The sequence below is a fragment of the Nocardioides sp. Soil796 genome, from assembly GCF_001429525.1.
In the GTDB taxonomy this organism is placed as follows: domain Bacteria; phylum Actinomycetota; class Actinomycetes; order Propionibacteriales; family Nocardioidaceae; genus Nocardioides.
In genome coordinates, this window is record NZ_LMSQ01000019.1 from 21,811 (window position 1) to 42,115 (window position 20,305).

The 20,305-nt window shown below is 69.3% G+C and carries 21 protein-coding genes; 10 read left to right on the top strand and 11 right to left on the bottom strand.

Annotated features, from left to right (window positions below; genetic code table 11):
* Window positions 1–111: 111 nt before the first annotated feature.
* The 3 genes from ASH02_RS17405 to ASH02_RS26180 all read left to right on the top strand — a co-directional run bounded on the left by ASH02_RS17405 (window position 112) and on the right by ASH02_RS26180 (window position 2,351).
* Window positions 112–465, top strand: coding sequence for a hypothetical protein (locus tag ASH02_RS17405; protein ID WP_056678597.1), 354 nt, complete (start codon window positions 112–114; stop codon window positions 463–465).
* A complete protein-coding gene (locus tag ASH02_RS17410) occupies window positions 455–1,651 on the top strand; it encodes a hypothetical protein (RefSeq protein ID WP_056678598.1) in 1,197 nt (398 codons plus the stop codon). The genes ASH02_RS17405 and ASH02_RS17410 overlap by 11 nt, the downstream gene beginning before the upstream one ends.
* Before the next feature lie 478 nt (window positions 1,652–2,129).
* Entirely contained in the window at window positions 2,130–2,351 is a 222-nt protein-coding gene (locus tag ASH02_RS26180; RefSeq protein ID WP_156393530.1) for a hypothetical protein, read from the top strand.
* Here ASH02_RS26180 and ASH02_RS17415 read toward each other — a convergent pair.
* From ASH02_RS17415 to ASH02_RS17435, 5 genes are all read right to left on the bottom strand, one after another.
* The gene (locus tag ASH02_RS17415) at window positions 2,348–4,069 is read right to left on the bottom strand and encodes a recombinase family protein (RefSeq protein ID WP_162250922.1); all 1,722 of its coding nucleotides are present in this window, start codon (window positions 4,067–4,069) and stop codon (window positions 2,348–2,350) included. The two genes, ASH02_RS26180 and ASH02_RS17415, sit on opposite strands and share 4 nt — an antisense overlap.
* The gene (locus tag ASH02_RS17420) at window positions 4,017–4,610 is read right to left on the bottom strand and encodes a hypothetical protein (protein ID WP_235539074.1); all 594 of its coding nucleotides are present in this window, start codon (window positions 4,608–4,610) and stop codon (window positions 4,017–4,019) included. The genes ASH02_RS17415 and ASH02_RS17420 overlap by 53 nt, the downstream gene beginning before the upstream one ends.
* A gap of 139 nt (window positions 4,611–4,749) precedes the next feature.
* Window positions 4,750–5,979, bottom strand: a complete 1,230-nt coding sequence (locus ASH02_RS17425; RefSeq protein WP_057295179.1) for an RNA polymerase sigma factor — start codon at window positions 5,977–5,979, stop codon at window positions 4,750–4,752.
* A complete protein-coding gene (locus ASH02_RS17430) occupies window positions 5,976–6,344 on the bottom strand; it encodes a YciI family protein (RefSeq protein WP_056678606.1) in 369 nt (122 codons plus the stop codon). Before ASH02_RS17430 ends, ASH02_RS17425 begins: the two co-directional genes overlap by 4 nt.
* A 126-nt stretch (window positions 6,345–6,470) precedes the next feature.
* Window positions 6,471–7,133, bottom strand: a complete 663-nt coding sequence (locus tag ASH02_RS17435; protein ID WP_056678609.1) for a hypothetical protein — start codon at window positions 7,131–7,133, stop codon at window positions 6,471–6,473.
* Between the two features lie 64 nt (window positions 7,134–7,197).
* Here ASH02_RS17435 and ASH02_RS17440 point away from each other — a divergent pair, with 64 nt between their 5' ends.
* Entirely contained in the window at window positions 7,198–8,769 is a 1,572-nt protein-coding gene (locus ASH02_RS17440; protein WP_235532522.1) for an acyl-CoA synthetase, read from the top strand.
* A gap of 3 nt (window positions 8,770–8,772) precedes the next feature.
* Here ASH02_RS17440 and ASH02_RS17445 read toward each other — a convergent pair whose 3' ends face one another.
* A complete protein-coding gene (locus ASH02_RS17445) occupies window positions 8,773–9,411 on the bottom strand; it encodes an SDR family oxidoreductase (protein ID WP_056678616.1) in 639 nt (212 codons plus the stop codon).
* 75 nt (window positions 9,412–9,486) lie between these two features.
* On the opposite strand from ASH02_RS17445, the gene ASH02_RS17450 reads away from it, so the two are divergent.
* Entirely contained in the window at window positions 9,487–10,665 is a 1,179-nt protein-coding gene (locus ASH02_RS17450) for a GNAT family N-acetyltransferase (protein WP_056678618.1), read from the top strand.
* Window positions 10,665–12,602: a YhgE/Pip domain-containing protein gene (locus ASH02_RS17455; protein WP_056678621.1), complete on the top strand. Its 1,938-nt coding sequence runs from the start codon at window positions 10,665–10,667 to the stop codon at window positions 12,600–12,602. The genes ASH02_RS17450 and ASH02_RS17455 overlap by 1 nt, the downstream gene beginning before the upstream one ends.
* Before the next feature lie 10 nt (window positions 12,603–12,612).
* Here the strand turns inward: ASH02_RS17455 and ASH02_RS17460 are convergent, their stop codons facing one another.
* Window positions 12,613–13,179, bottom strand: coding sequence for a MarR family winged helix-turn-helix transcriptional regulator (locus tag ASH02_RS17460; protein WP_056678623.1), 567 nt, complete (start codon window positions 13,177–13,179; stop codon window positions 12,613–12,615).
* A 182-nt stretch (window positions 13,180–13,361) separates the two neighbouring features.
* On the opposite strand from ASH02_RS17460, the gene ASH02_RS17465 reads away from it, so the two are divergent.
* Together ASH02_RS17465 and ASH02_RS17470 are read left to right on the top strand one after the other, a co-directional pair.
* The gene (locus tag ASH02_RS17465; protein ID WP_056678626.1) at window positions 13,362–14,519 is read left to right on the top strand and encodes an MBL fold metallo-hydrolase; all 1,158 of its coding nucleotides are present in this window, start codon (window positions 13,362–13,364) and stop codon (window positions 14,517–14,519) included.
* 62 nt (window positions 14,520–14,581) lie between these two features.
* Entirely contained in the window at window positions 14,582–15,190 is a 609-nt protein-coding gene (locus ASH02_RS17470) for a class I SAM-dependent methyltransferase (protein WP_082563598.1), read from the top strand.
* A gap of 4 nt (window positions 15,191–15,194) precedes the next feature.
* On the opposite strand, the gene ASH02_RS17475 is transcribed toward ASH02_RS17470, so the two are convergent.
* Window positions 15,195–15,440 carry a hypothetical protein gene (locus ASH02_RS17475; protein WP_156393532.1) on the bottom strand — a complete coding sequence of 82 codons (246 nt, stop codon included), beginning with the start codon at window positions 15,438–15,440 and terminating at the stop codon, window positions 15,195–15,197.
* The gene (gene mca / locus ASH02_RS17480; protein ID WP_056678633.1) at window positions 15,437–16,336 is read right to left on the bottom strand and encodes a mycothiol conjugate amidase Mca; all 900 of its coding nucleotides are present in this window, start codon (window positions 16,334–16,336) and stop codon (window positions 15,437–15,439) included. Before mca ends, ASH02_RS17475 begins: the two co-directional genes overlap by 4 nt.
* A 123-nt stretch (window positions 16,337–16,459) precedes the next feature.
* Between mca and ASH02_RS17485 the strand changes: the two genes are divergently transcribed.
* Together ASH02_RS17485 and greA are read left to right on the top strand one after the other, a co-directional pair.
* Window positions 16,460–16,849, top strand: a complete 390-nt coding sequence (locus ASH02_RS17485) for a DUF4307 domain-containing protein (protein ID WP_056678636.1) — start codon at window positions 16,460–16,462, stop codon at window positions 16,847–16,849.
* 202 nt (window positions 16,850–17,051) lie between these two features.
* Entirely contained in the window at window positions 17,052–17,546 is a 495-nt protein-coding gene (greA, locus tag ASH02_RS17490) for a transcription elongation factor GreA (RefSeq protein WP_056678638.1), read from the top strand.
* A gap of 124 nt (window positions 17,547–17,670) precedes the next feature.
* Here greA and ilvA read toward each other — a convergent pair whose 3' ends face one another.
* Window positions 17,671–18,897: a threonine ammonia-lyase gene (gene ilvA / locus ASH02_RS17495; RefSeq protein ID WP_057295180.1), complete on the bottom strand. Its 1,227-nt coding sequence runs from the start codon at window positions 18,895–18,897 to the stop codon at window positions 17,671–17,673.
* Window positions 18,878–20,281 (bottom strand): AI-2E family transporter, encoded by a 1,404-nt coding sequence (locus tag ASH02_RS17500; protein WP_082563667.1) that lies wholly within the window; start codon window positions 20,279–20,281, stop codon window positions 18,878–18,880. Before ASH02_RS17500 ends, ilvA begins: the two co-directional genes overlap by 20 nt.
* Window positions 20,282–20,305 lie beyond the last annotated feature (24 nt).

Genomic DNA, 20,305 nt, shown 5'->3' on the forward strand with positions numbered 1-20,305 from the left:
CACAACGGAGTTATCCACAGCCCCAATCCACGCCAGAGCAGGGACCGGCCCCGCCATGGGTTCATGAACCAGACCCGATCCCGGACGACTCCGACCGAAAGGAACCACCCCGTGCACACCCTCACCGCCGATGACACCTGGGACCGCCTCGGCTCCATCGCCCAGCTGCTCCACCAGGCCGCCACCCGCGCCTGGGAAGGGGCGGAACCAGACTCACCGCTGCAGTCCCTCGGTCTCGGCGTCTACCTGGCACAAGCACGGGCCAGCTCGCTCCTCCCCGAGGACTACCGGCTGCCCGACGTCGACCAGGAGGACCTCGAAGGGCAGAGCGCGCTGCAGCTGCTCACGGCCGCGGAGGAACTCACCCGGCCGCTCCCAGCCCACCGCCCCGACCTGGTCAACAGCTCCCAGCTCGTGGTCGACCTGTGCGACCTGATCCGGGAGGCACGCGACCTTGGATGCTGACCACCGGAGCGGCTTCGCCGACGTCGACGACGCGCTCTTCGACACCACGCAGATCCCGCTCACATCTCGGGACATCCGCACCGTCGGCGAGCTGCTGCACGACGTCGACCACACGGCGCGCCACCTCCTGATGGACGTCGCCGGCGACGACGCCGGCCGACTCCTCCACGGCTGGCCCGACCTCGTCGCGGCCGCGGCGACGCTGTGGAGCAGCCTGCCCGGGCAGCAGTTCGGGGCAGGCGCGCACACCCGCGACGAACCCATCACTCGCCTGGTCTCGGTCGGGGACGCGATCGGCAGGAGCCTGCGTAGCACCAGCTGGCCACCGGTGAGCCAGCCCGATCGGCGCATGACCCAGATGACCAGGACCCTCGGTCACGCCAGCGACCTGGTGCACCGCTTCGGCGCCGACCTCCCGGTCCAGCGCACCGAGAGCTACCGCGACCTCGAGGCCGCTCGCGCCCGGATCATGCACGCCCTGTACGTCAGCGCCCACGCCGTCGGTGTCTCCCTGCACCAGCACGGCCACAACCGGTACCAGGACGCCCTCGGCACTAACCGGCCCATCGAGCTCAACCGGCGTCACTCCCCCTACGCCGTACCGCCGACCACCGAGTGGATCCGCCGCATGGCCGTCTCCGAGGCGGCCGCGGGCAGGTACCTCGACGGACGGTTCACCCAGGCGCTCCGGGGCGAAGCCAACCGACCGATCGAGGACGACACCCGGATCTCCCGGGCCCTCGCCGGGTGGGACATCCAGGCCCACCGCACCCTCGCCTCCGACGCATGGCCGACCAACATGGTCCTCATCACCCGCACCCAGGGCCTCATCGCCGGCGCCGCCATGGTGCTCGTCGACGCCGCACAGCTCGCCGGCCACCTCGAGCCCACTGACCGGCTCTCACCGGCGATCGCCGAGGCCGGCCGTGCGTGGAGCAACCTCGCCAGCCGCTGGGGCGACCTCACTGCCCCAGATGCTCGTCTTGACCCCGACCTGATGCACAAGGCCGCCGAAGTTCGTGCCGCCTACCGCGAGCTGACCCACGCCTCCACCACCATGGCCAGCCTCGATGTCATTGCCGCCAGGCCCGGCCTTCTGCCCGGCATCGACGCGACCCTCCACACACTCGAGTCAAGCTCGGAGTGGCGTATGTCGTCGCGGAGAAGGCCGAGGCACCCAACCTGACCGGACCAGCTCGAGCGCTGTCCATCCGAGCGCACAACGACATCGAGGCCGGCCTCGTCGCCGCCGATCCAGTTGGCGACGTCGTATGGATCTCGCCGGTAGACATTCTTGCCCGCAAGATCGTTAGCGCACCTCGCCCTTTCGTCGAGGCTCTTCGTCGAGCCAGCGCGAGAACGGTTGAATCGAGCAACAGGGCGAGCGCGGCGTCACTCAACCACGAGCTCGAGGTGCACGCGGGCAGCCGGGCAAATGCCCCTCGCAGCTGTTCCAATGCCGAGCTACACAGTAAATATCTAGCGGAAGCACCTCATACAGGCGGTCACGCTCCTTCACGCTGAGTCGCCCAACTACACCCAGCGCCACAGGCACCCGCGGCATGGCTCGGGGTGAGTCGATGTTCCGCGGAAGGTGATCGTACGGACGCCACGTCCTTCCTTAGGTGACCAGACACCGTCTCCGGTCTCCAAGGAGCAGCCCCGTGAACGAATCAGTCCACACCACTGAAAGCGCCAACGCTGGCGCGCTGCGGGAGCGCACGCTCGATGACATGGCAAACGCTTACTCGCGCCGAGCACGCGAGGCCCGTGCCAAGCAGGGCAAATCTCCTGTGATCACCGGATCCGGAGTGCTCAATCGACTCGCCGAGATCATGGCTTTGGAGGGCCCGCAGTCTCAGCGATCGGGCCTGCCCGCAGCCTAGATCCTCCAAACCGGCTCACCGATCCGTGAATCGTCGAACCTGTTGTTGATCTTCTCTCGAGGCGCGATCTCGATCCTCTCGACTAGCACCTGGACGATCTCTCGCTTGCGTCGTACAGACGCCGATTCCCACCACTTCTCGATGTCTGGACGGTCTTTCGGCACATCAGACAGCACCGCGTGCAGGTTTGGCGCCCACGTCCCCAGCACGCGTTCTGCCTCGCGCTGGCGGAGCGCCCACCCCTCGCGCACGGCATCCCACTCTTCCTGGTGCAATCGCCCAGCTGCGAACTCCAGGCCGTAGTGCTTCCGCAAGCGACTGATTTCGGCAATTGTCTCCTCGGCCCCGCGTGCCGCAGCACCGTTGGCGGTGCGGCGTTGGGCGGTACCTGAGCGGACCTTGGCCTCCGCGACCGCGTCAATGATGGCCATAGAGACGATCCGATCAGTCTGAGGCCCTGCGATGGTAAGGCCACCGCAGGTGTGCGGTCGGCCCGGCTGCTTGGAGCAGGCATACCGGAACGGACCGCCGTTGCGGGTTGGTGACCCGGCCAGGCTAGAGCCGCACTTGCCGCACTTAAGAATGGCCGCGAGCAGATACTTCGGCTCACGGCCACGCTTTGTCCGGGGTCGGTCTGTAACCAGCCGGATGTCCTCAATCGCTTCCTTGGACAGAATCGGGGTCCAGTCCCCCGGCGAGATCAACTCGCCATAGCCTCCCCGCTGGCCGGGGCTGAACTCGCGCCAGCCACACAGTGATCCGCGGCGAACCATTGCGCGCACGTTCGCAGCCCGCCAGTATGACCGGTCCGCCGGCACGCCGGCCGCAAACAGCATCCGGGCAATGGTCGAGTCGTCCAGACCGTGATCGTGAGACGTGACATGTTCGACCCAGAGTTGGTCGCGGACCCAAGCTGCGGAGCACACCTCGGCGTTTCCGCCAGCCTTCCGCAATAGGCGCGCGAGAGCGCCAGGGGTGAGGGAACTGCTGCTGCGCGCGCCTTCGATGACGGCGGTGACAGCTTGACGCTCGTCCCGTTCGGCGGCCCGCTGAACCCGCCTCGCGTCCCACTTTCCACTACCAGGGGTAGGCACTCCGCGCTCGTTCAGGTCGGCCGCGATCGAGTACAGCGAGTCACCTTCGATGAGCCGGCGTGCAACGTCTCGGATGACGCCAGCCTCCTCGGGGATGATGCGCTGCTCATCGTCATAGCCATACCCGAGCGGTCCATGGGCCCGACCTGCCTGCGCAGCCTGTGCTCGTTGCGCGGAAAGACGGGCAGACTTCACGTCGCCTTCGTTGGCGGCGACGGCAGCGAGGATCCGGGCGAGAAGGCGGCCGGACGGGGTGGTTAGGTCGATTTCGCCAGCCTGGAGAAACACCACCGGGATCGCGGACCGCTGAGCCTCGATCGCATCCAGCACCCGCTCCAAGTCGACCACTCGCCGCAACACTCGGTCGAGGTGCCACGCGACTAGCCCATCGACATACCCGGCTTGCACGTCAGCCAGAAGTTGCTCGAAACGGGGGCGACGCTTGCCAGAGCGTGCAGAAATGTCGTTGTCTGAGTACACCTTCGGCTCAGGCCAGCCGAGCGCCTCGCATCGTTCGCGGCATGCTTCGATCTGCCGCTGGACACCGAGGGCTTGTCCAGTGCGGTCGAGGCTAATCCTCGCGTAGATCGCGGGCGCTTGGGGCAAACCTCGCTGCTGCTGCATGCCACCAGAATCTAGCAGTGGTTTTAGGCATTGCGGTCTTGACCGCCGTGAAGCCACGCGAGATACCTTCGAGCACCACGTGGAGGCGGTGCCCCTCCGGCAGCATCGCGTCCACGAACGGCGCCGAGACATCGATGCGCCGCCCGCTGGACTTGAGCATCCGCTCGACCAGCTCCTGCACCTCACCGGTGGTGAGCACCGTGTTGGTCAGCTCGTGACGGCCGTGCCGCGCGACGAAGACCTGGCTCGGGTCGTTGATCCACACCTCCTCGACACTCGGGTCGTCGAGGTAGGGCTGCAACGGGACGAACCCGGAGACCCGCGCCACCAACTCACCCACCACCCCCTGCGGGTCCGGGACCGAGGCCACCTGCCCGGTGAGGCTGCGCTCGTCGTGAGCACGCACCACCTGCTCCGCGATCCGGCGTACGACCGCCGCCTCCGACTGTGGATCGACACCGTCACGACGCACGACCTCACGCACCCGCGCATCGAGCTCGCTGACCAGTGCGGCGTGCGCGTCAGCGTATGTGGTGGTCACTGCGTCCCCGTCCCCGAGGGCGGCTGCTGCACGACTGTTATATGTCAGGGACGACCCGTTTGACCATGCCCGCGCCCCCAGCCTGTGGAAAACCCTCCCGTCATCGCGCGCCCGACGCCCGCCACGGCAGGGTTGCCGCTCACTCCTCCACGGGTGCGAGTCGGCGCAGTCTGTCGCGCAGGTGACGCTGCTCGGCGACGTTGACGGTCGCGGCGATCGCGCGTCGGTAGGCCGCAACCGCCTCGGCGTCACGGCCCGAACGCTCCAGCAGATGGGCGCGTACGGCGTCCGCCCGAGGCAGGTCCGGATGGTTCGCCACGAGGTCGTCCAGCGCCGACAGCGCGGCGGCGTACCCCTGCACCATGGCCTGCGCGACGATGCGGTTCAGGGCGATCACCGGGTTGCGGCCGCCGGTGTCGGCGTCGAGCACCGTGTAGAGCGCGTGGATCTCGTCCCAGTCGGTCGACTCGGTGTCGGCGGCCTGCGCGTGCACGCCCGCGATGCAGGCCTGGAGAAGGTAGGGGCCCGGCTGCGCACCGGGGACGACCTCGTCGAGCAGGGCCAGCCCCTCGTCGATCAAGGTGTGGTTCCACAGCGTCCGGTCCTGCTCGTCGAGGGGAATCAGCTGTCCCAGCTCGCCGACACGGGCCGGGTGGCGTCCCTCGGTGAGCAGCATGAGGGCGAGCAGGCCTGCCACATCCGTCGAGTCCGGCACGGCCTGCCGCAACAGGCGGGTGAGGCGGATCGCCTCGCCCGCCAGGTCGGCGTCGCGCACCGGTGCACCGCTCGTGGTGTGGTGGGCCTCGGTGAACATCACGTAGAGGACGTCGAGCACCGGAGGCAGTCGCTCCTCCGCGTGGCCGGGCCTGGGCAGGTCGCCGTCGAGGTCCTTGAGGCGGCGCTTGGCGCGGGTGATCCGCTGCGCGATCGTGGCCTCGGGAAGGGTGTAGGCGTTGGCGATCTGCGCCGTGCTCAACCCGGCCACCGCCCTGAGCGTCAGCGCCACCTGGGCCGACCGCGGCAGGTCCGGTTGGCAGCAGAGCTGGAGCAGCAGCAGCGCGTCGTCGCCGGGTTCTGCCTCGCCGTCCAACGGTTCCTCGAGCAGCGCCACCCGGGTCTCGCGGGCCCGGCGCCTGGCGTCGCTGCGCACCCGGTCGACGTACCGCCGGCGGGCCGTCTCACACAGCCAGGCCTGGGGATCGTCGGGCGGCCGGGTCGCCCACTGCCTGTGCGCGTCGAGCAGCGCGTCCTGCACGGCGTCCTCGCAGAGCTCGAACTGGTCGCGTCCGTAGGTGCGCAGCAACCTGGCGAGGGCCTGTGGTGCGAGCTCGCGCCACAGGCCCTCGTCGGGGGTCACCGGAGTGGTCACCCGTCGCCCAGGTCGGAGAACACCACCGGGCGGATCTCGACGGCCAGCCCGGGGATCTGCACGTCCGGGATCTTCCGGGCCAGCTCGACCGCACGTGCCTCGTCCTCGACGTCGAGCAGGTAGAACCCGCCCAGGAACTCCTTGGCCTCGACGAACGGACCGTCGGTCACCTCGGGCCCGTCGCCTCCGGGGCGCACGACCTTCGACCTGCTCGGGTCGCCCAGCGCCTGGGTCGAGATGAACTCGCCGTTCTCCTTGGTCTCGGCCATGAAGGCGCCGTGGCCCTCGCCGAGCAGCTTCTGCTGCTCCTCGGTCAGGTTCTCGAGCACGGTGGGGTCGACGTGCATCAGGATCAGGTACTTCATGGTGTCCTCCTCATGGGGTGCCGCCCGGTGTGGGCGAACACCCGGTGGTCGTCACCGGTCAGGCGGATACGACAGCTCCGACGAAACAATTCCACGAATTCTTCTCTGCGGCCGCGACCGGGCAGGTCAGTGGACGCCGAACGCCATCAGGTCGGAGACCGGGTTCGTCTGGCCGGGATCGACGTTGGTCAGCAGCAGCATGTCGTCGTACGACGAGAAACCGCCGACGCGGTCCCGGATCGCGACGATGTGCCGGGCCACCTCGGGCTTCAGGGAGAGATGGCCGCCCAGGACCTCGGCCGGCACCTTGTTCACGTCGACCAGCCCGCCGTCGGGGTACTGCCGGTTCGGCACGTCCGGCCGACCGATCAGGAGCTCCCTCGCCACGTCGGGCTGGGCGGCCAGCAGCTCGCGCGCGGTACGACGCGCTTCGGCCTGCTGGCGTACGGCGGCCACGGCGAGGCGCTGCCGGTCGACGAGGCGATCGTTCGGGCGCAGGGAGTCGGCGAACACCCAGCCGCGGATCGCGACGGCATGCATGAGACCACCGCCGATGTTGAGGCCCATCGCCGTGCCGAACAGCACCTCCTGCACGCCCCCGTAGTCGGGGTCCGCCGCGAACAGCAGCACGAGTGAGGCGAAGTAGAACGGCACCGTGAGTGCCTGCCAGAGACTGCGCTTCTTCACGGCCGCGTGGGCCATGATCGCGCCCGTCCCGATGCCGATCGTCCACAGCGGCACCAGGGCCCAGGCCCAACTCTTGAACAGGGCAACGGCACGTGACGTCATGACGGAAGTATCACCCGCCTCTGAACCGGCGAAACGTGACGCCCGTCGTGCCATGATCGGCGACATGACGAGCACGCACGACGACCTGGTCCGCACCGCACGCCAGCAGGCCCTCGGCGACCTCCCCCGGCGTACGGCGCAGCGGAGCCCGGGCAAGACCGCGATCATCGACGGCGAGACCCGGCTGACGTTCGCCGAGTTCGAGGCCCGGGTGGACGCGACCGCGGCAGGTATGGCGTCCGACGGCATCGCCAAGGGAGACCGGGTCGCGCTGCTCTCCCACAACTGCTGGCAGTTCGCGGTGCTCGCCTTCGCGTCGGCACGGATCGGCGCCGTGCTGGTGCCGGTCAACTTCATGCTCGGTGCCGACGAGATCGCCTTCATCCTCGACCACAGCGGAGCCGGGACCTTCGTCGTCGAGGAGGCGCTCGTGCCGACCGCGGAAGACGCGATGAAGTCCGGTGGAAATGTCACCCGCCGGGTCGCCATCGGGGCAGCGCCACCGGCCGGTTGGGCCGACGTACGCACCTGGTTGGAGCACGACGGCGACGCGCCGAGCGTGCTCGTCGCGGACGACGACCCGGTGCGCTTGATGTACACCTCCGGCACCGAGTCGCGACCCAAGGGCGCGCTGCTCTCGAGCCGGGCCCTGATGTGGCAGTACGTTTCCTGCACGATCGACGGCTCCATGTCGGCCGACGACGTCGAGCTGCACACGCTCCCGATGTACCACTGCGCGCAGCTCGACTGCTTCCTCGGCCCCGACGTCTACCTCGGCGCCACCAGCATCATCCTGCCTGGGCCCGACGCCGGCGCGATCCTGCGGACCATCGCTGCCGAGAAGGTCACCAAGTTCTTCGCGCCCCCGACGATCTGGATCGCACTGCTGCGCCACCCCGACTTCGACAGCACCGACCTCTCCTCGCTGCGCAAGGGCTACTACGGCGCCTCGGCCATGCCGGTCGCGGTGCTGAAGGAGATGCGCGAGCGCCTGCCGCAGGTGGACCTCTGGAACTTCTACGGCCAGACCGAGATGGCGCCGCTGGCCACGATCCTCGGCCCCGAAGAGCAGCTCTCGAGTGCCGGATCCGCCGGGCGCCAGGCCCTCAACGTCGAGACCCGCATCGTCGACGACTCCGACACCACGGTGCCGACGGGCGAGGTCGGCGAGATCGTGCACCGCTCACCGCACGCCACCCTCGGCTACTACAACGACCCGGAGAAGACCGCGGACGCGTTCCGCAACGGCTGGTTCCACTCCGGCGACCTCGGGTACGTCGACGAGGCGGGGCGGCTCTTCGTCGTGGACCGCAAGAAGGACATGATCAAGACGGGTGGGGAGAACGTCGCCAGCCGCGAGGTCGAGGAGGCGATCTACAAGCTCGACGGAGTCGCCGAGGTCGCGGTCTTCGGGGTGGACCACCCGACGTGGGTCGAGGCGGTCACCGCGGTCGTCGTACCCAAGCCGGACACGACGCTGACCGCCGACCAGGTCATCGAGCACGCGCGGACGGTGCTGGCCGGCTACAAGACACCGAAGTACGTCGTGATCGCCGACGCGCTGCCGAAGAACCCGAGCGGCAAGATCCTCAAGCGGCAGCTGCGCGACGAGCACGGCGACATCGCGGGCACCTGACCGTCAGGCCAGGGCCTCGGCGATCGGCGTCGCGCCGTTGTTGAACTCGATCGTGCGCTTGATCGTGGCGTCGTCGCCCAACACAGTGGCCGCGACCAGCGCGACGTCCTCGCGGGAGACCGACGCCGACGAACCGCCGACGTCGATCTTGCCGGTGGCGGGCTCCTCGGTGAGGGTGCTCGGGCCGAGCACCGTCCAGTCCAGGGACGAGGCCCGCACGTGCTCGTCGGCAGCGGCCTTCGCCTCGGCGTAGTGGAAGAACGAGTTGTCGGACGGCACACCGTGGTCGGGCCCGGCACCGAAGTAGGACACCATCACGAAGCGTCGTACGTCGGACTGTGCCGCCGCGTCGACGACCCGGATCGCGGCATCGCGGTCGACGGCGTACGTGCGGTCGGGGCTGCCTCCACCGGCGCCGGCCGAGAAGACCACCGCGTCGTGGCCGGCGACCAGCTCGGCCAGGGCTGAGGTGTCGAGGTGCTCGACGTCGGCGGTCACCGGTGTCGCGCCCGTCGCCGCCACGTCGGCGGCATGGTCGGGGTTGCGGATCACGGAGCTGACCTGGTGGCCCGCGCCGGACAGGATGCGGGCGAGATGCAGGGCGACCTTGCCGTGGCCGCCGATGATGGCGATGCGTGACATGCGCTACCTCCTTGGGAGTCGGCTCGCCTGTCACGCTACGTGGCGCGGTCAACCCCGCCTCCTAGAGTGACGCGGGTGACCACCGCGAACCAGGCACCGATCCTCTCCGGCAACGGAGTTGTCCTGCGGCCCCTCGCCGAGGACGACATCCCCCGCATCGTCGAGGCCTGCCGCGATCCGCGCACCCAGAAGTGGTTGGGCAGCATGCCGTCGCCGTACGACGAGGACGACGCGCGCGAGTGGATCGAGGCCTCGAGACTGGCTGCGGCAGAGGGCAGCAAGATCACGTGGGCGGTGGCCGACCCGACCACCCACGAGCTGGTCGGTGCGATCAACCTCTTCGACATCGAGCCGGGCACGCGGGCCAAGGTCGGCTACTGGTCACACCCCTTGGTGCGCGGTACCGGCACGATGACCGAGGCCTGCCGGATCGCGCTCGAGCATGCCTTCGACGACCTCGAACTGCCCACCGTCGTCGCCCACGCCGCAGTCGAGAACACGGCCAGCCAGCACGTGCTCACCGCCAACGGCATGCGTCGGGTGGCGCTCGAGGCCGGCGGCACGACGATCCGCACCGGCAAGGTCGATGCCTACCGCTACGAACGCCACGCGTCTGAGGCAGCCCGTCCCTCGACGTTGTACGCCGATGACGTCGAGGCACACCAGGGCAGCAAGCCGCTGCTCCCCCGCACCACGTTGGCCCTCGATGAGGGCGAGGTCGCCGTGGCTCTCGGCCGTCCGGGCAGCGGCCACACCGCGCTGGCCCTGGCGCTGGCCGGTCGGCTCCCCCTGTCGGCAGGGCAGGTCACCCTCGACGGTTCGCAGGACCCCACGAAGCTGCAGAAGGCCGTTGCCCTGGTCGACGTACCCGGGGTGAGCGAGCCCGACGGCAGCGTGCCCCTGCGCACGATCGTCGGCGAGGAGCTCGCGATGGCGAAGCGCAAGGCATCGAAGGCGGCCGTGCTCTCGTGGCTGGCCGAGGAGGGCATCGAGGCGTACGCCGACAGCACCGTCGACGACGTACCGCCCGAGGCACGGGTCGGCGCGTTGGCCCGACTCGCCTCCCTGCGGCCCGGCACCCGGTTCGTCGTGGTGACCTATCCCGAGCGCCACGGGCTGCATCCGGGCAGCTGGCTCGAGCTGGCCCGCTCACTGGCTGACGGCGGGTTCGGCGTGCTGGTCACCGCCAGCGCTGCCGTCGACCTGCCCGCCGACGTACACCGCTTCACGATCGGCCCCGAGGAAGGTGCCTGATGACGTCACTGCGCATTGCCTGGACCGAGCTGCGTCGCCTGACCGCGGGGCGGCTGCCCAAGATCGCCGTGCTCGCGCTGATGCTGGTGCCGACGCTGTACGCCGGGCTGTACCTCTACGCCAACCACGATCCCTACGCGAACCTCGACCACGTCCCGGCCGCCCTGGTCGTCGAGGACACCGGTGCCACCGACACCGCCGGCGAGGAGATGCAGGCCGGTCGTGACGTGGCCGACGAGCTCCTCGAGCGCAAGGACTTCGGGTGGGAGGAGGTCAGCCGCGAGGAGGCGGAGGAAGGTGTCAGCGAGGGCCGCTACGACTTCGCGCTGGCCATCCCACGAGACTTCTCCGCCTCCCTGACCAGTGCCGGGACCTCCGACCCGGAGCGGGCGCGACTCCAGATGATCACCAACGACGCGAACTCCTATCTCTCCACGACGATCGCCAACACAGTGACCGACAAGGTGCGCGACGCGATCGCCACCCGGCTCTCGAAGGAGGCCACGGACACGTTCCTGCTCGGCATCGCCGATCTGCGCAGCGGCCTGCTCAAGGGGGCCAATGGCGCCGACAGACTGGTCAAGGGCCTGACCCAGGCCCGCACCGGCGTCGGCAAGCTCGAGCGCGGGGCCGGCCGCCTGGCCACCGGAGCCGACACCCTCGCCGACGGTGCCTCCGAGCTGAGCACCGGGCTCGGCACCCTGGAGTCCGGCACCGCCGCCCTGCCGGGCCAGACCCGCCAGCTCGCCACCGGGGCACGCAAGGTTGCCAACGGCAACGCGACGGTCGCGTCGTACGGACGACTGGCCGCCTCTGCCGTCGGAGACGTGCGCACCCGCTACCGCGACAACCGTGCCGACCTCTCCACCGACCTGCGCGCCATGGGCCTGACCCAGGCACAGCGCACCCGGATCCTGGCGCTCTACGACCGGGTCGGCCAGCCGATCCGCGAGGCCGACGCCAAGGCCCGCGACGCCAGGAACAAGCTGAACCAGCTGGCCAACGGGGCGGACGCGGTCGCCGACGGCAACGAGAAGCTCGCCGCAGCGGTGCCCGCACTGGTCAAGGGCATCTCCGACGCGCACGACGGTGCGACGAAGCTGTCCAACGGCGCCGGCCAGCTGTCCGAGGGCGCCACCACCCTCAAGACCGGGGTCGGCGACCTCGACACCGGGCTGGTCAAGCTCCGCAACGGAGCCGTGAAGCTGCGTGACGGCCTCCGCGACGGGGCCGCCCAGGTGCCCACGATGGATGCGAAGACCCGCAGCCGCGTCGCCAGCACGATCGGCGACCCGGTCGACATCCGCTCGAGCTCGCAGGCCGAGGCCGCGTCGTACGGCGCCGGGCTGGCCCCCTTCTTCCTGGCCCTGGCCGCCTGGATCGGCGGCTACGTGCTGTTCCTACTGGTCCGTCCGCTGTCCCAACGTGCGCTCGCGGCCAACCAGACGCCTCTGCGGGTGGCCCTGGGTGGCTGGTACACGCCGATGCTGCTCGGCCTGGCCCAGGTCACCGTGATGCTGGCGGTGGTCACGATCGCCCTCGACATCAGACCGGTGCACGTGCCGACCACGCTGCTGTTCCTGATGCTCTCCTCGGCCGTCTTCATCGCGATCATCCACGCCCTCAACGCGCTTCTCGGCACGGCCGGCCAGTTCCTCGGGCTGGTGATGATGGTGATGCAGCTCGTCACCGCCGGCGGCACGTTCCCGTGGCAGACGATCCCGCAGCCGCTCTACGTGCTGCACCACGTGCTGCCGATGAGCTACACCGTCGACGGCCTCCGGCAGCTGATGTACGGCGGGCTCGAGGCGCGTGTGCTCACCGACGTACTGGTGCTGGCCGCGTGGGGCATCGGCGCGTTGCTCGTGACCAGCCGGGTGGCCCGCAAGCAACGGGTCTGGTCGGCCAAACGCGTCCGCCCCGAGCTGGTGCTCTGACCCTCTCGGATCACCGGATGCGGCGATCATCCTCCCTCTCGAGATCGTCGTCAGGGGCTTCGTCACGGACCGAGAACGAGAGCTTTCGCAGCAGCCTGCTCAGCTCGGCCTGCTCCGTGGGGTCGAGCTGGCGCAACAGTCGCCGTTCCAGCGCGATGTGCTCGTCGAAGATGGCGTCGATCCGTCTCAGCCCGTCTTCGGTGAGCTCGGCGAAGACCTGACGTCGATCCCCGCCGGTGCGGACCCGGCGTACCAGGCCGTCGCGCTCGAGATTGTCCAGTCGCAGGGTGACCGCACTCGAGGTGAGCAGCGAGGAGGCGGCGAGCTCGCCGACGGTCTTGCGGAACGGCGACCCGGAGCGGCGCAGGCTGGCCAGGACGTCGAACGCAGCGACCGAGAGCCCGTGTTCGCGGTGCAGATGCGCCGCCGCGGCTCGCTGCAGGGGCAGGAGCCGACTGACCCGCCCGAAGACGCCGATACTGGCGGCGTCCACGTCGGGGCGCTCATCGCGCCACTCCGCGATGATCAGGTCGACCTCGTCCTCGGGGGTGTCCCGTTTCCCTCGGCCTCGTGCCATCTCGCCCTCCGACCAGCTGTCCGCCCTGCGTCGAAGAATGATCCTAGGTGGCCCTTGACTGACCGTCGGGCCGCGACCTATCTTACCGGCAAGGTAATTCTGTAAGTCCTTATAGATCAAGATCTTACAGATATTCGATGGACCACATCAGCGGGCTGACACCCCCACAGGAAGGCTTGGTCATGGACAACGCGACACACGTGGGCCGGCGCGGGCTGCTCGCGACCGGGCTGGGCCTCGGCGCCGTCGCAGCCGCCGACCTCTGCTGCACGCCGTTCGCCGCTGCAGCCGGGCGCACGCCACGCGGGCACCAGCCGCCGGACGCGACCCAGCTCAGCGGCGAGCTCCGGGACGCTCGCACGAAGGTGATCCTGCTCGGCACGGCGGCCGGCCCCTTCCCCGAGCCGGGACGTCAGGGCTGCAGCAGCCTGGTGGTCGTCGGCGACCGGTCCTACCTCGTCGATGCGGGGTACGGCACGGTCCGCAAGCTGGTGCAGTCCGGAGTACCCATGGAGTCCCTGCGCGGAGTGTTCGTGACGCACCTGCACTCCGACCACGTGGCGGACCTGTTCAACCTGTTCATGCTCGGGTGGGGCACCGGTGGGCACGGAATCGTCGACCCGGTGCAGGTGTACGGCCCCGGGAATCCGCACGGTCTGCCCGCACCCACTCCCGGTGTGGACCCGGCGCCGCTCGCCAACCCCGACAACCCGACCCCGGGTACGTCGGAGCTGCTGGCAGGCGCGGTCGACGGCTGGGCCTACGACCTGAACATCCGCACCCGCTACAACAGCCGCCCCGGCCTTGCGTCCCTGATCGACGCACACGACCTGCTGCCGCCGGAGTCCGTCGGCGCGACACCGGACGGTGACGTCGCCCCGGACATGGAGCCGTTCGTCGTCTTCGAGGACGACCGGGTCCGGGTCAGCGCCACGTTGGTGCAGCACCCGCCGGTCTTCCCGAGCTTCGGCTACCGCTTCGAGACCGAGGACGGAGTCTTCGTCTTCTCCGGGGACACCGCGGTCAGCAACAACGTGGTCCGTCTGGCTGCCGACGCCGATCTCCTGGTGCACGAGACCCTGCACATTCCCTACTACGCCGGGATCGGCTACCCGCAAGCGTTGCTGGACTTCTTCGCCAGCTCGCACACCACCCCGGAAGACGTCGGGCGGGTGGCGACGGAGGCGGGAGTGCGACGCGTTGCGCTCGCGCACATCGGGCCCGGGGATCCGCGCGAGGTCGGTGACTCGACCTGGCGACGCGCGGTGCGCTCGACGTACCGCGGTGACGTAGTGGTCGGGCACGACCTGCAGCAGATGGCCTACGGTCCACGCCGCTGAGCCGAACCGGGCCCACAGCATGACTCGGTGCGGTCCGTCCGGACAGGCGGCACACTGGAGCAATGGATGCAGTCGATTGGAATGAGCGCTACGCCGATGCGGAGCTGGTGTGGTCGGCGACGCCGAACCAGTTCGTCGCCGGCCAGCTGGCCGAGCTGACACCCGGGCGCGCCGTCGACCTGGCCGCCGGCGAGGGCCGCAACGCGCTCTGGCTGTCGTCGCTGGGTTGGCAGGTCACCGCGGTCGACTTCGCGCAGGCCGGCCTCGACAAGGGCCGGGCCGTCGAGCCGCCCTCGGACCACCCGATCGAGTGGGTGTGCGCCGACGTGCTCAACTGGGCGGCGCCGGTGCCGGTCGACCTGGCCGTGATCGCCTACCTGCAGCTCCCGGCCGCGGGCCGACAGCGGGCAGTACGCCGGGCCTGGTGCGCGCTCGACATCGGCGGCACGTTCCTCTGTGTCGCCCACGACTCCAGCAACCTCACCGAGGGCACCGGAGGGCCGCAGGACCCGTCGGTGCTGATGACCGCCGACGACCTGCTGGCCGACCTCGACGGCGAGTCGTTCGAGGTGGTGCGGGCCGAGCGCGTCTCACGCGAGGTCGAGCCGGGGCACGGTGGCGAGCCGGCGCGGACGGCGTACGACTGCCTGGTGCACCTGGTCAAGCGCTGACCGGTCAGGCGTCGGTGTCGTGGTCCTCGGACTTGGGCTGGTCACCGAACACACCCGCATCGCGCGCGTCGCGGGTCTTGCGGAGCTGACGGGTCAGGCTCCAGCACAGCAGGGCCACGGCCACGATCAGGGCGATGAACACCGAGAACCCGAGCCACCCGGCGACGACGTCCTTGTCCTCGGGGATGCTGTTGTCCTTGGCGACAAGGGCGATGAGCAGGCCGTTCACAGCCGCCAGTGATTCAGTCATGACTCCAGTGTCTCAGTCGTGCCGCGGATGCCGGCGAAGAGGTCGTCCTCGGGCAGCGTCGACTCGACGTGGCTGGTGACCAGCTCGAACTCCTCGGTCGGCCACACGCGCTGCTGGAGGTCGAGGGGTACGGCGAACCAGTGCCCGTCGGGGTCGATCTGGGTGGCGTGGGCGAGCAGCGCCCGGTCACGCACGTCGAAGTAGTCGCCGCAGGGCACCCGGGTGGTGATGCGAGCGTCGTGCGCCGGGTCGGGCTTCCAGTTGGCCAGCCGTTCCTTCCACGGGTTCTCCAGGCCGGCTGCCTCCATCGCCTCGGAGATCGCGACGGTGCGCGGCCGGTTGAACCCGTGCTGGTAGTACAGCTTCATCGGCTGCCACGCCGGACCGGCCTCCGGGTAGCGCTCCGGGTCACCGGCAGCCTCGAACGCCACCATCGAGATGTTGTGGCACTGGATGTGGTCGGGGTGCGGGTAGCCACCCTTCTCGTCGTACGTCGTGACGACATGGGGCCTGAACTCGCGGATCAACCGCACCAGTGGTGCGGCCGCAGCCTCGACGTCCTCGAGGGCGAAGCAGCCCTCCGGCAGCGGCGGCTTCGGGTCGCCCTCGGGCCATCCGGAGTCGATGAAGCCCAGCCAGTCCTGGGTGACGCCGAGGATGTCGCGGGCCGCCTCCATCTCCCTGCGACGGATCTCGGTGATGTTCTCGAGCACGTCGGGGCGGTCCATGCGGGGGTTCAGCACGGAGCCGCGCTCGCCCCCGGTGCAGGTGACGACGTGGACGTCGACCCCCTCGGCGACGTATTTCGCGGTCGTCGCGGCACCCTTGCTCGACTCGTCGTCGGGATGGGCGTGCACGTGCATCAGGCGCAGGGGGCCGGAGGGCGGTGTCGGCATGCGGTGATTCTAGTGGCGGGTGGGCGAAGTCCCGTGCCCGGCGCACGCGCCTTCACCCGCGGGCCACTGGGTGGCGGGTGGGCGAAGTCCCGTGATGCCGGGCGCTCTGCCACCATGGAGCCCGTGAGTGTTGACCTGTCCGAGCGCTACGGCACCAGACGTCCCCGGCAACGACTGTTCGTGGTGGTCGTGTGTGCCGTGCTCGCCATCGCCTTCCTCGGTTGGCTGGGCTGGGTGATGTGGTTCCACTCCACGCCCGAGGCCTCGTCCGACCTGTCGACGTACTCCGTGGTCGACCAGCACAAGGTCGAGGTCGTCGTACAGGTCCACCTGTCCGACGACGCCGACGCGACCTGCAAGGTGCGGGCCCTGGCCGGCGACCACGTCACGGTCGGCGAGCAGAACTTCACGCCCACGGACGGGCGCAACGAGGTGAGCATCCGCACGGAGCGCGAGGCCACCTCGGTCGAGTTGGTCGGCTGCACGACACCCGACCAGGATCGACCCCGCTGATCACCCGGGGCTGATCTCTCGGGAACGTGCCGCACCCCGGCCGTTTTGCTAAACTCATTCTTTCGACACCTCGAGCAGGGACATTCAGTGCTGCCGACGGAGCAGGCACTTGTGCCCTCTGCGGTTCGTGTGCGTCCCCCACACCGCCCGAGGTTTCCCAATGGGCACTGCCCCAATCCGCACTGCACGCAGGAGTTGCACCATGACTGAGCAGGGAACGATCTGGCTTACCCAGGAGGCTTACGACAAGCTCCAGGCTGAGTTGGAGAACCTCAAGGGCCCGCTCCGCCAAGAGATCATCGAGAAGATCTCCGCTGCCCGGGACGAGGGAGACCTCAAGGAGAACAGCGGCTACCACGCCGCGAAGGACGAGCAGGGCAAGCAGGAGGCCCGCATCCGTCAGCTCGAGGACATGCTCCGGCGCGCCGAGGTCGGCGAGACGCCCCCCGACGACGGTGTCGTCGAGCCCGGCATGGTCGTGACCGTCAAGCTGCTCGACTTCGACGAGACCGAGCAGTTCCTGCTCGGTGCCCGCGAGAACCTCAACGAGGGCGACGACCTCACCGTCTACTCCCCCGAGTCGGCCATGGGTGCCGCGATCAACGGCAACTCCAAGGGCACGACGGTCACCTACGCCGCGCCCAACGGCAAGGAGCTGAAGGTCGAGATCCTCGACGCCAAGCCCTACGGCGCCTGATCACTTCCCGATACTCCCTGACGTTTCGGCCCTGATCCGGGGATACTCCCTGACGTTTCAGCCCCTTCGGGGACCGAAACGTCAGGGAGTATCGTCATTCTGGGACCGAAACGTCAGGGAGTATCTACTCGAAGACGGTGTAGCCGCGCTCGCGGAGCCGGGCGAGCAGGGTCGAGGCATGGGTCTCGCCGCGGGTCTCCAACTGCAGGTGCACCTCGACCTCGTCGAGGTGGAGCGAGGGTGAGATGCGTTCGTGGGCGACCTCGAGCACGTTGGCCTGGGCGGCAGCGAGCTCACCGAGCAACTTGGCCAGCCCGCCTGGTACGTCGGGGATGCAGACCCGCAGGTTGAGGTAGCGGCTGTCGGCGGCCATGCCGTGCCGGATCACCTTGCCGAGCAGCAGCGGGTCGATGTTGCCGCCCGACAGCACCGCCACCACGGGCGTCTCGAACGCGGTCGGGTTGTCGAGCACGGCGGCCACTGCGGCCGCCCCGGCCGGTTCGACGACCAGCTTGGCCCGTTCGACCAGCGCCAGCAGGGCTCGTGAGAGGGACTCCTCCGAGACCGTGATGACGTCGTCGACGTAGCTCTGGATCGCCCGGAACGGGACGTCGCCGGGTCGGCCGACCGCGATTCCGTCGGCCATCGTGGCCATCGACTCCAGCGCCACCGGTGAGCCGGCGGCCAGTGATCCGGGAATCGCCGCGGCGCCCTCGGCCTGCACGCCGATCACGCGTACGTCGGGCCGCAGAGCCTTGATCGCCGTACCGATGCCGGCCACGAGACCGCCGCCACCGGCGGGCACCAGCACGGTGCGCACGTCGGGTGCCTGCTCGAGGATCTCGAGACCGGCGGTGCCCTGCCCCGCCACGATGTCGGCGTGGTCGAAGGGGTGGATCAGCACGGCGCCGGTGCGTTCGGCGAACTCGCGGGCCGCCTCGAGGGCCTGGTCGATGTACTTGCCGTGGAACACCACGTCTGCGCCGTACGCGCGCGTGGCCCGCTCCTTGGGGATCGGCGCTCCTTCGGGCATGAACACCGTCGACTTGATGCCGAGCAGGTTGGCCGCGAGCGCGACGCCCTGGGCGTGGTTGCCGGCCGACGCCGCCACGACGCCGTGGGCCCGCTCCTCCTCACTGAGCCGCGAGATGCGCAGGTAGGCACCGCGGATCTTGAACGACCCGGTGCGCTGGAGGTTCTCGCACTTGAGGCTGACCGGCCCGCCTGCCTTCGCACTGAGCCATCGCGACTCCTCCATCGGGGTCAGCACCGCGACGCCCTCGAGCACCTTGCGCGCGGCTTGGATGTCGGCCAGGGTCGGCACGGGGATCTCAACCACGGTCTTCTCCATCTGCGAGCGCCTCGGGGTCGTTGGGCGTGCCGGGTTGTCGTCCGGCCGCGACCAGGTCCTCGTCGATCGCCTCCATCGGGTCCTCGCCGACCTCGGTGAAGGCGGCGAGGTGCTGCACGACCGCATTGACCACGGCAGCCAGGGGTACGGCGACCAGAGCGCCGGCCACTCCCGCCACGATCACACCGCAGCCGATCGCGACGATCACGCCGAGCGGGTGCACGGACACGAAGCGGCCCATCAGGAACGGCTGCAGGATGTGGCCCTCGATCTGCTGCACCAGGATCACTCCACCGAGCATCAGCAGCGCGGTGAACGGGCCCTGGGCCACCAAGGCCACCAGCACCGCGACGGAGCCGGCGATCGTGGCACCGATCATCGGCACGAAGGCACCGAGGAAGACCAGGACACCGATCGGCAGCACCAGCGGCAGGTCGAGGATCGCCGCGACGATCATGATGCCGATCGCGTCGACCAGCGCGACGACCACGGTGGCGCGCACGAACTGGGTGAGCGAGTTCCAGGCGACCCGGCCCGACGAGTCGACGCGTTCACGCGCGGCCCGGGGGAACATCCGCACCATCCACGACCAGATACGGTCGCCGTCGGCGAGGAAGAAGTACGTCGCGAACAGCACGATGAAGAAGCCAGCCAGCACGTGTCCGAGTGCCGCGCCGAACTCCGTGACGTGCGCGAGCACCTCGGTGTCCTTCGAGCGTTCAGTGATGCTCTTCTGGGTCTCCTCGAGCCAACTGTTGATCTGGGAGTCGCTGGCCTTCAACGGACCGTCCTGCAACCACTCGCGGATCTTCTCGATGCCGACCACGACCTGGTCGGCCAGCTGGGTTCCGCCGCGGATCACCTCGCGACTGACGAAGGTCAGGAGGGCACCCACGGACGCGATGCCACCGAGGACGACCAGTCCGGCACCCAGGGCGCGCGGCACGCCCACGTTGGCGAGGCCACGGACCACCGGCGCAGCGAGCGCCGCGATCAGCATGGCGATCACCAGAGGCAGGGTGATCACCGCGAAGTAGGCGAGCACCCAGAGGATCGCGAGGCCCGCAGCCGAGATGATCAGGAAGCGCCACGCCCACGCCGCGGCCAGGTCGAGCGCCCACGGCACCTGGGCCCTGCGGGTGTTCGACGGGCCGGTCTCGATCGGCGCCGGTTCTGCCCGACGCTCGGCACGCAGGACCGCCCACTGGTGCGCGAGCTGCTGGGTCAGGCGCTCCGACAGGGAGTCATCGTCGTCGTCGCGCTCACGCCTCGACAACAGCTTCGAGCGACGCCTGGGTTCACCCTCTTCGGGCGCGCCCTCAGCTGTCTCGTCGGGCGCCTGTTCGGGCTCGGCCTGGTCCGCTTCGTCAGCTTCGTTGCTCACGGTCGCCAAGGCTATGCCACGGGC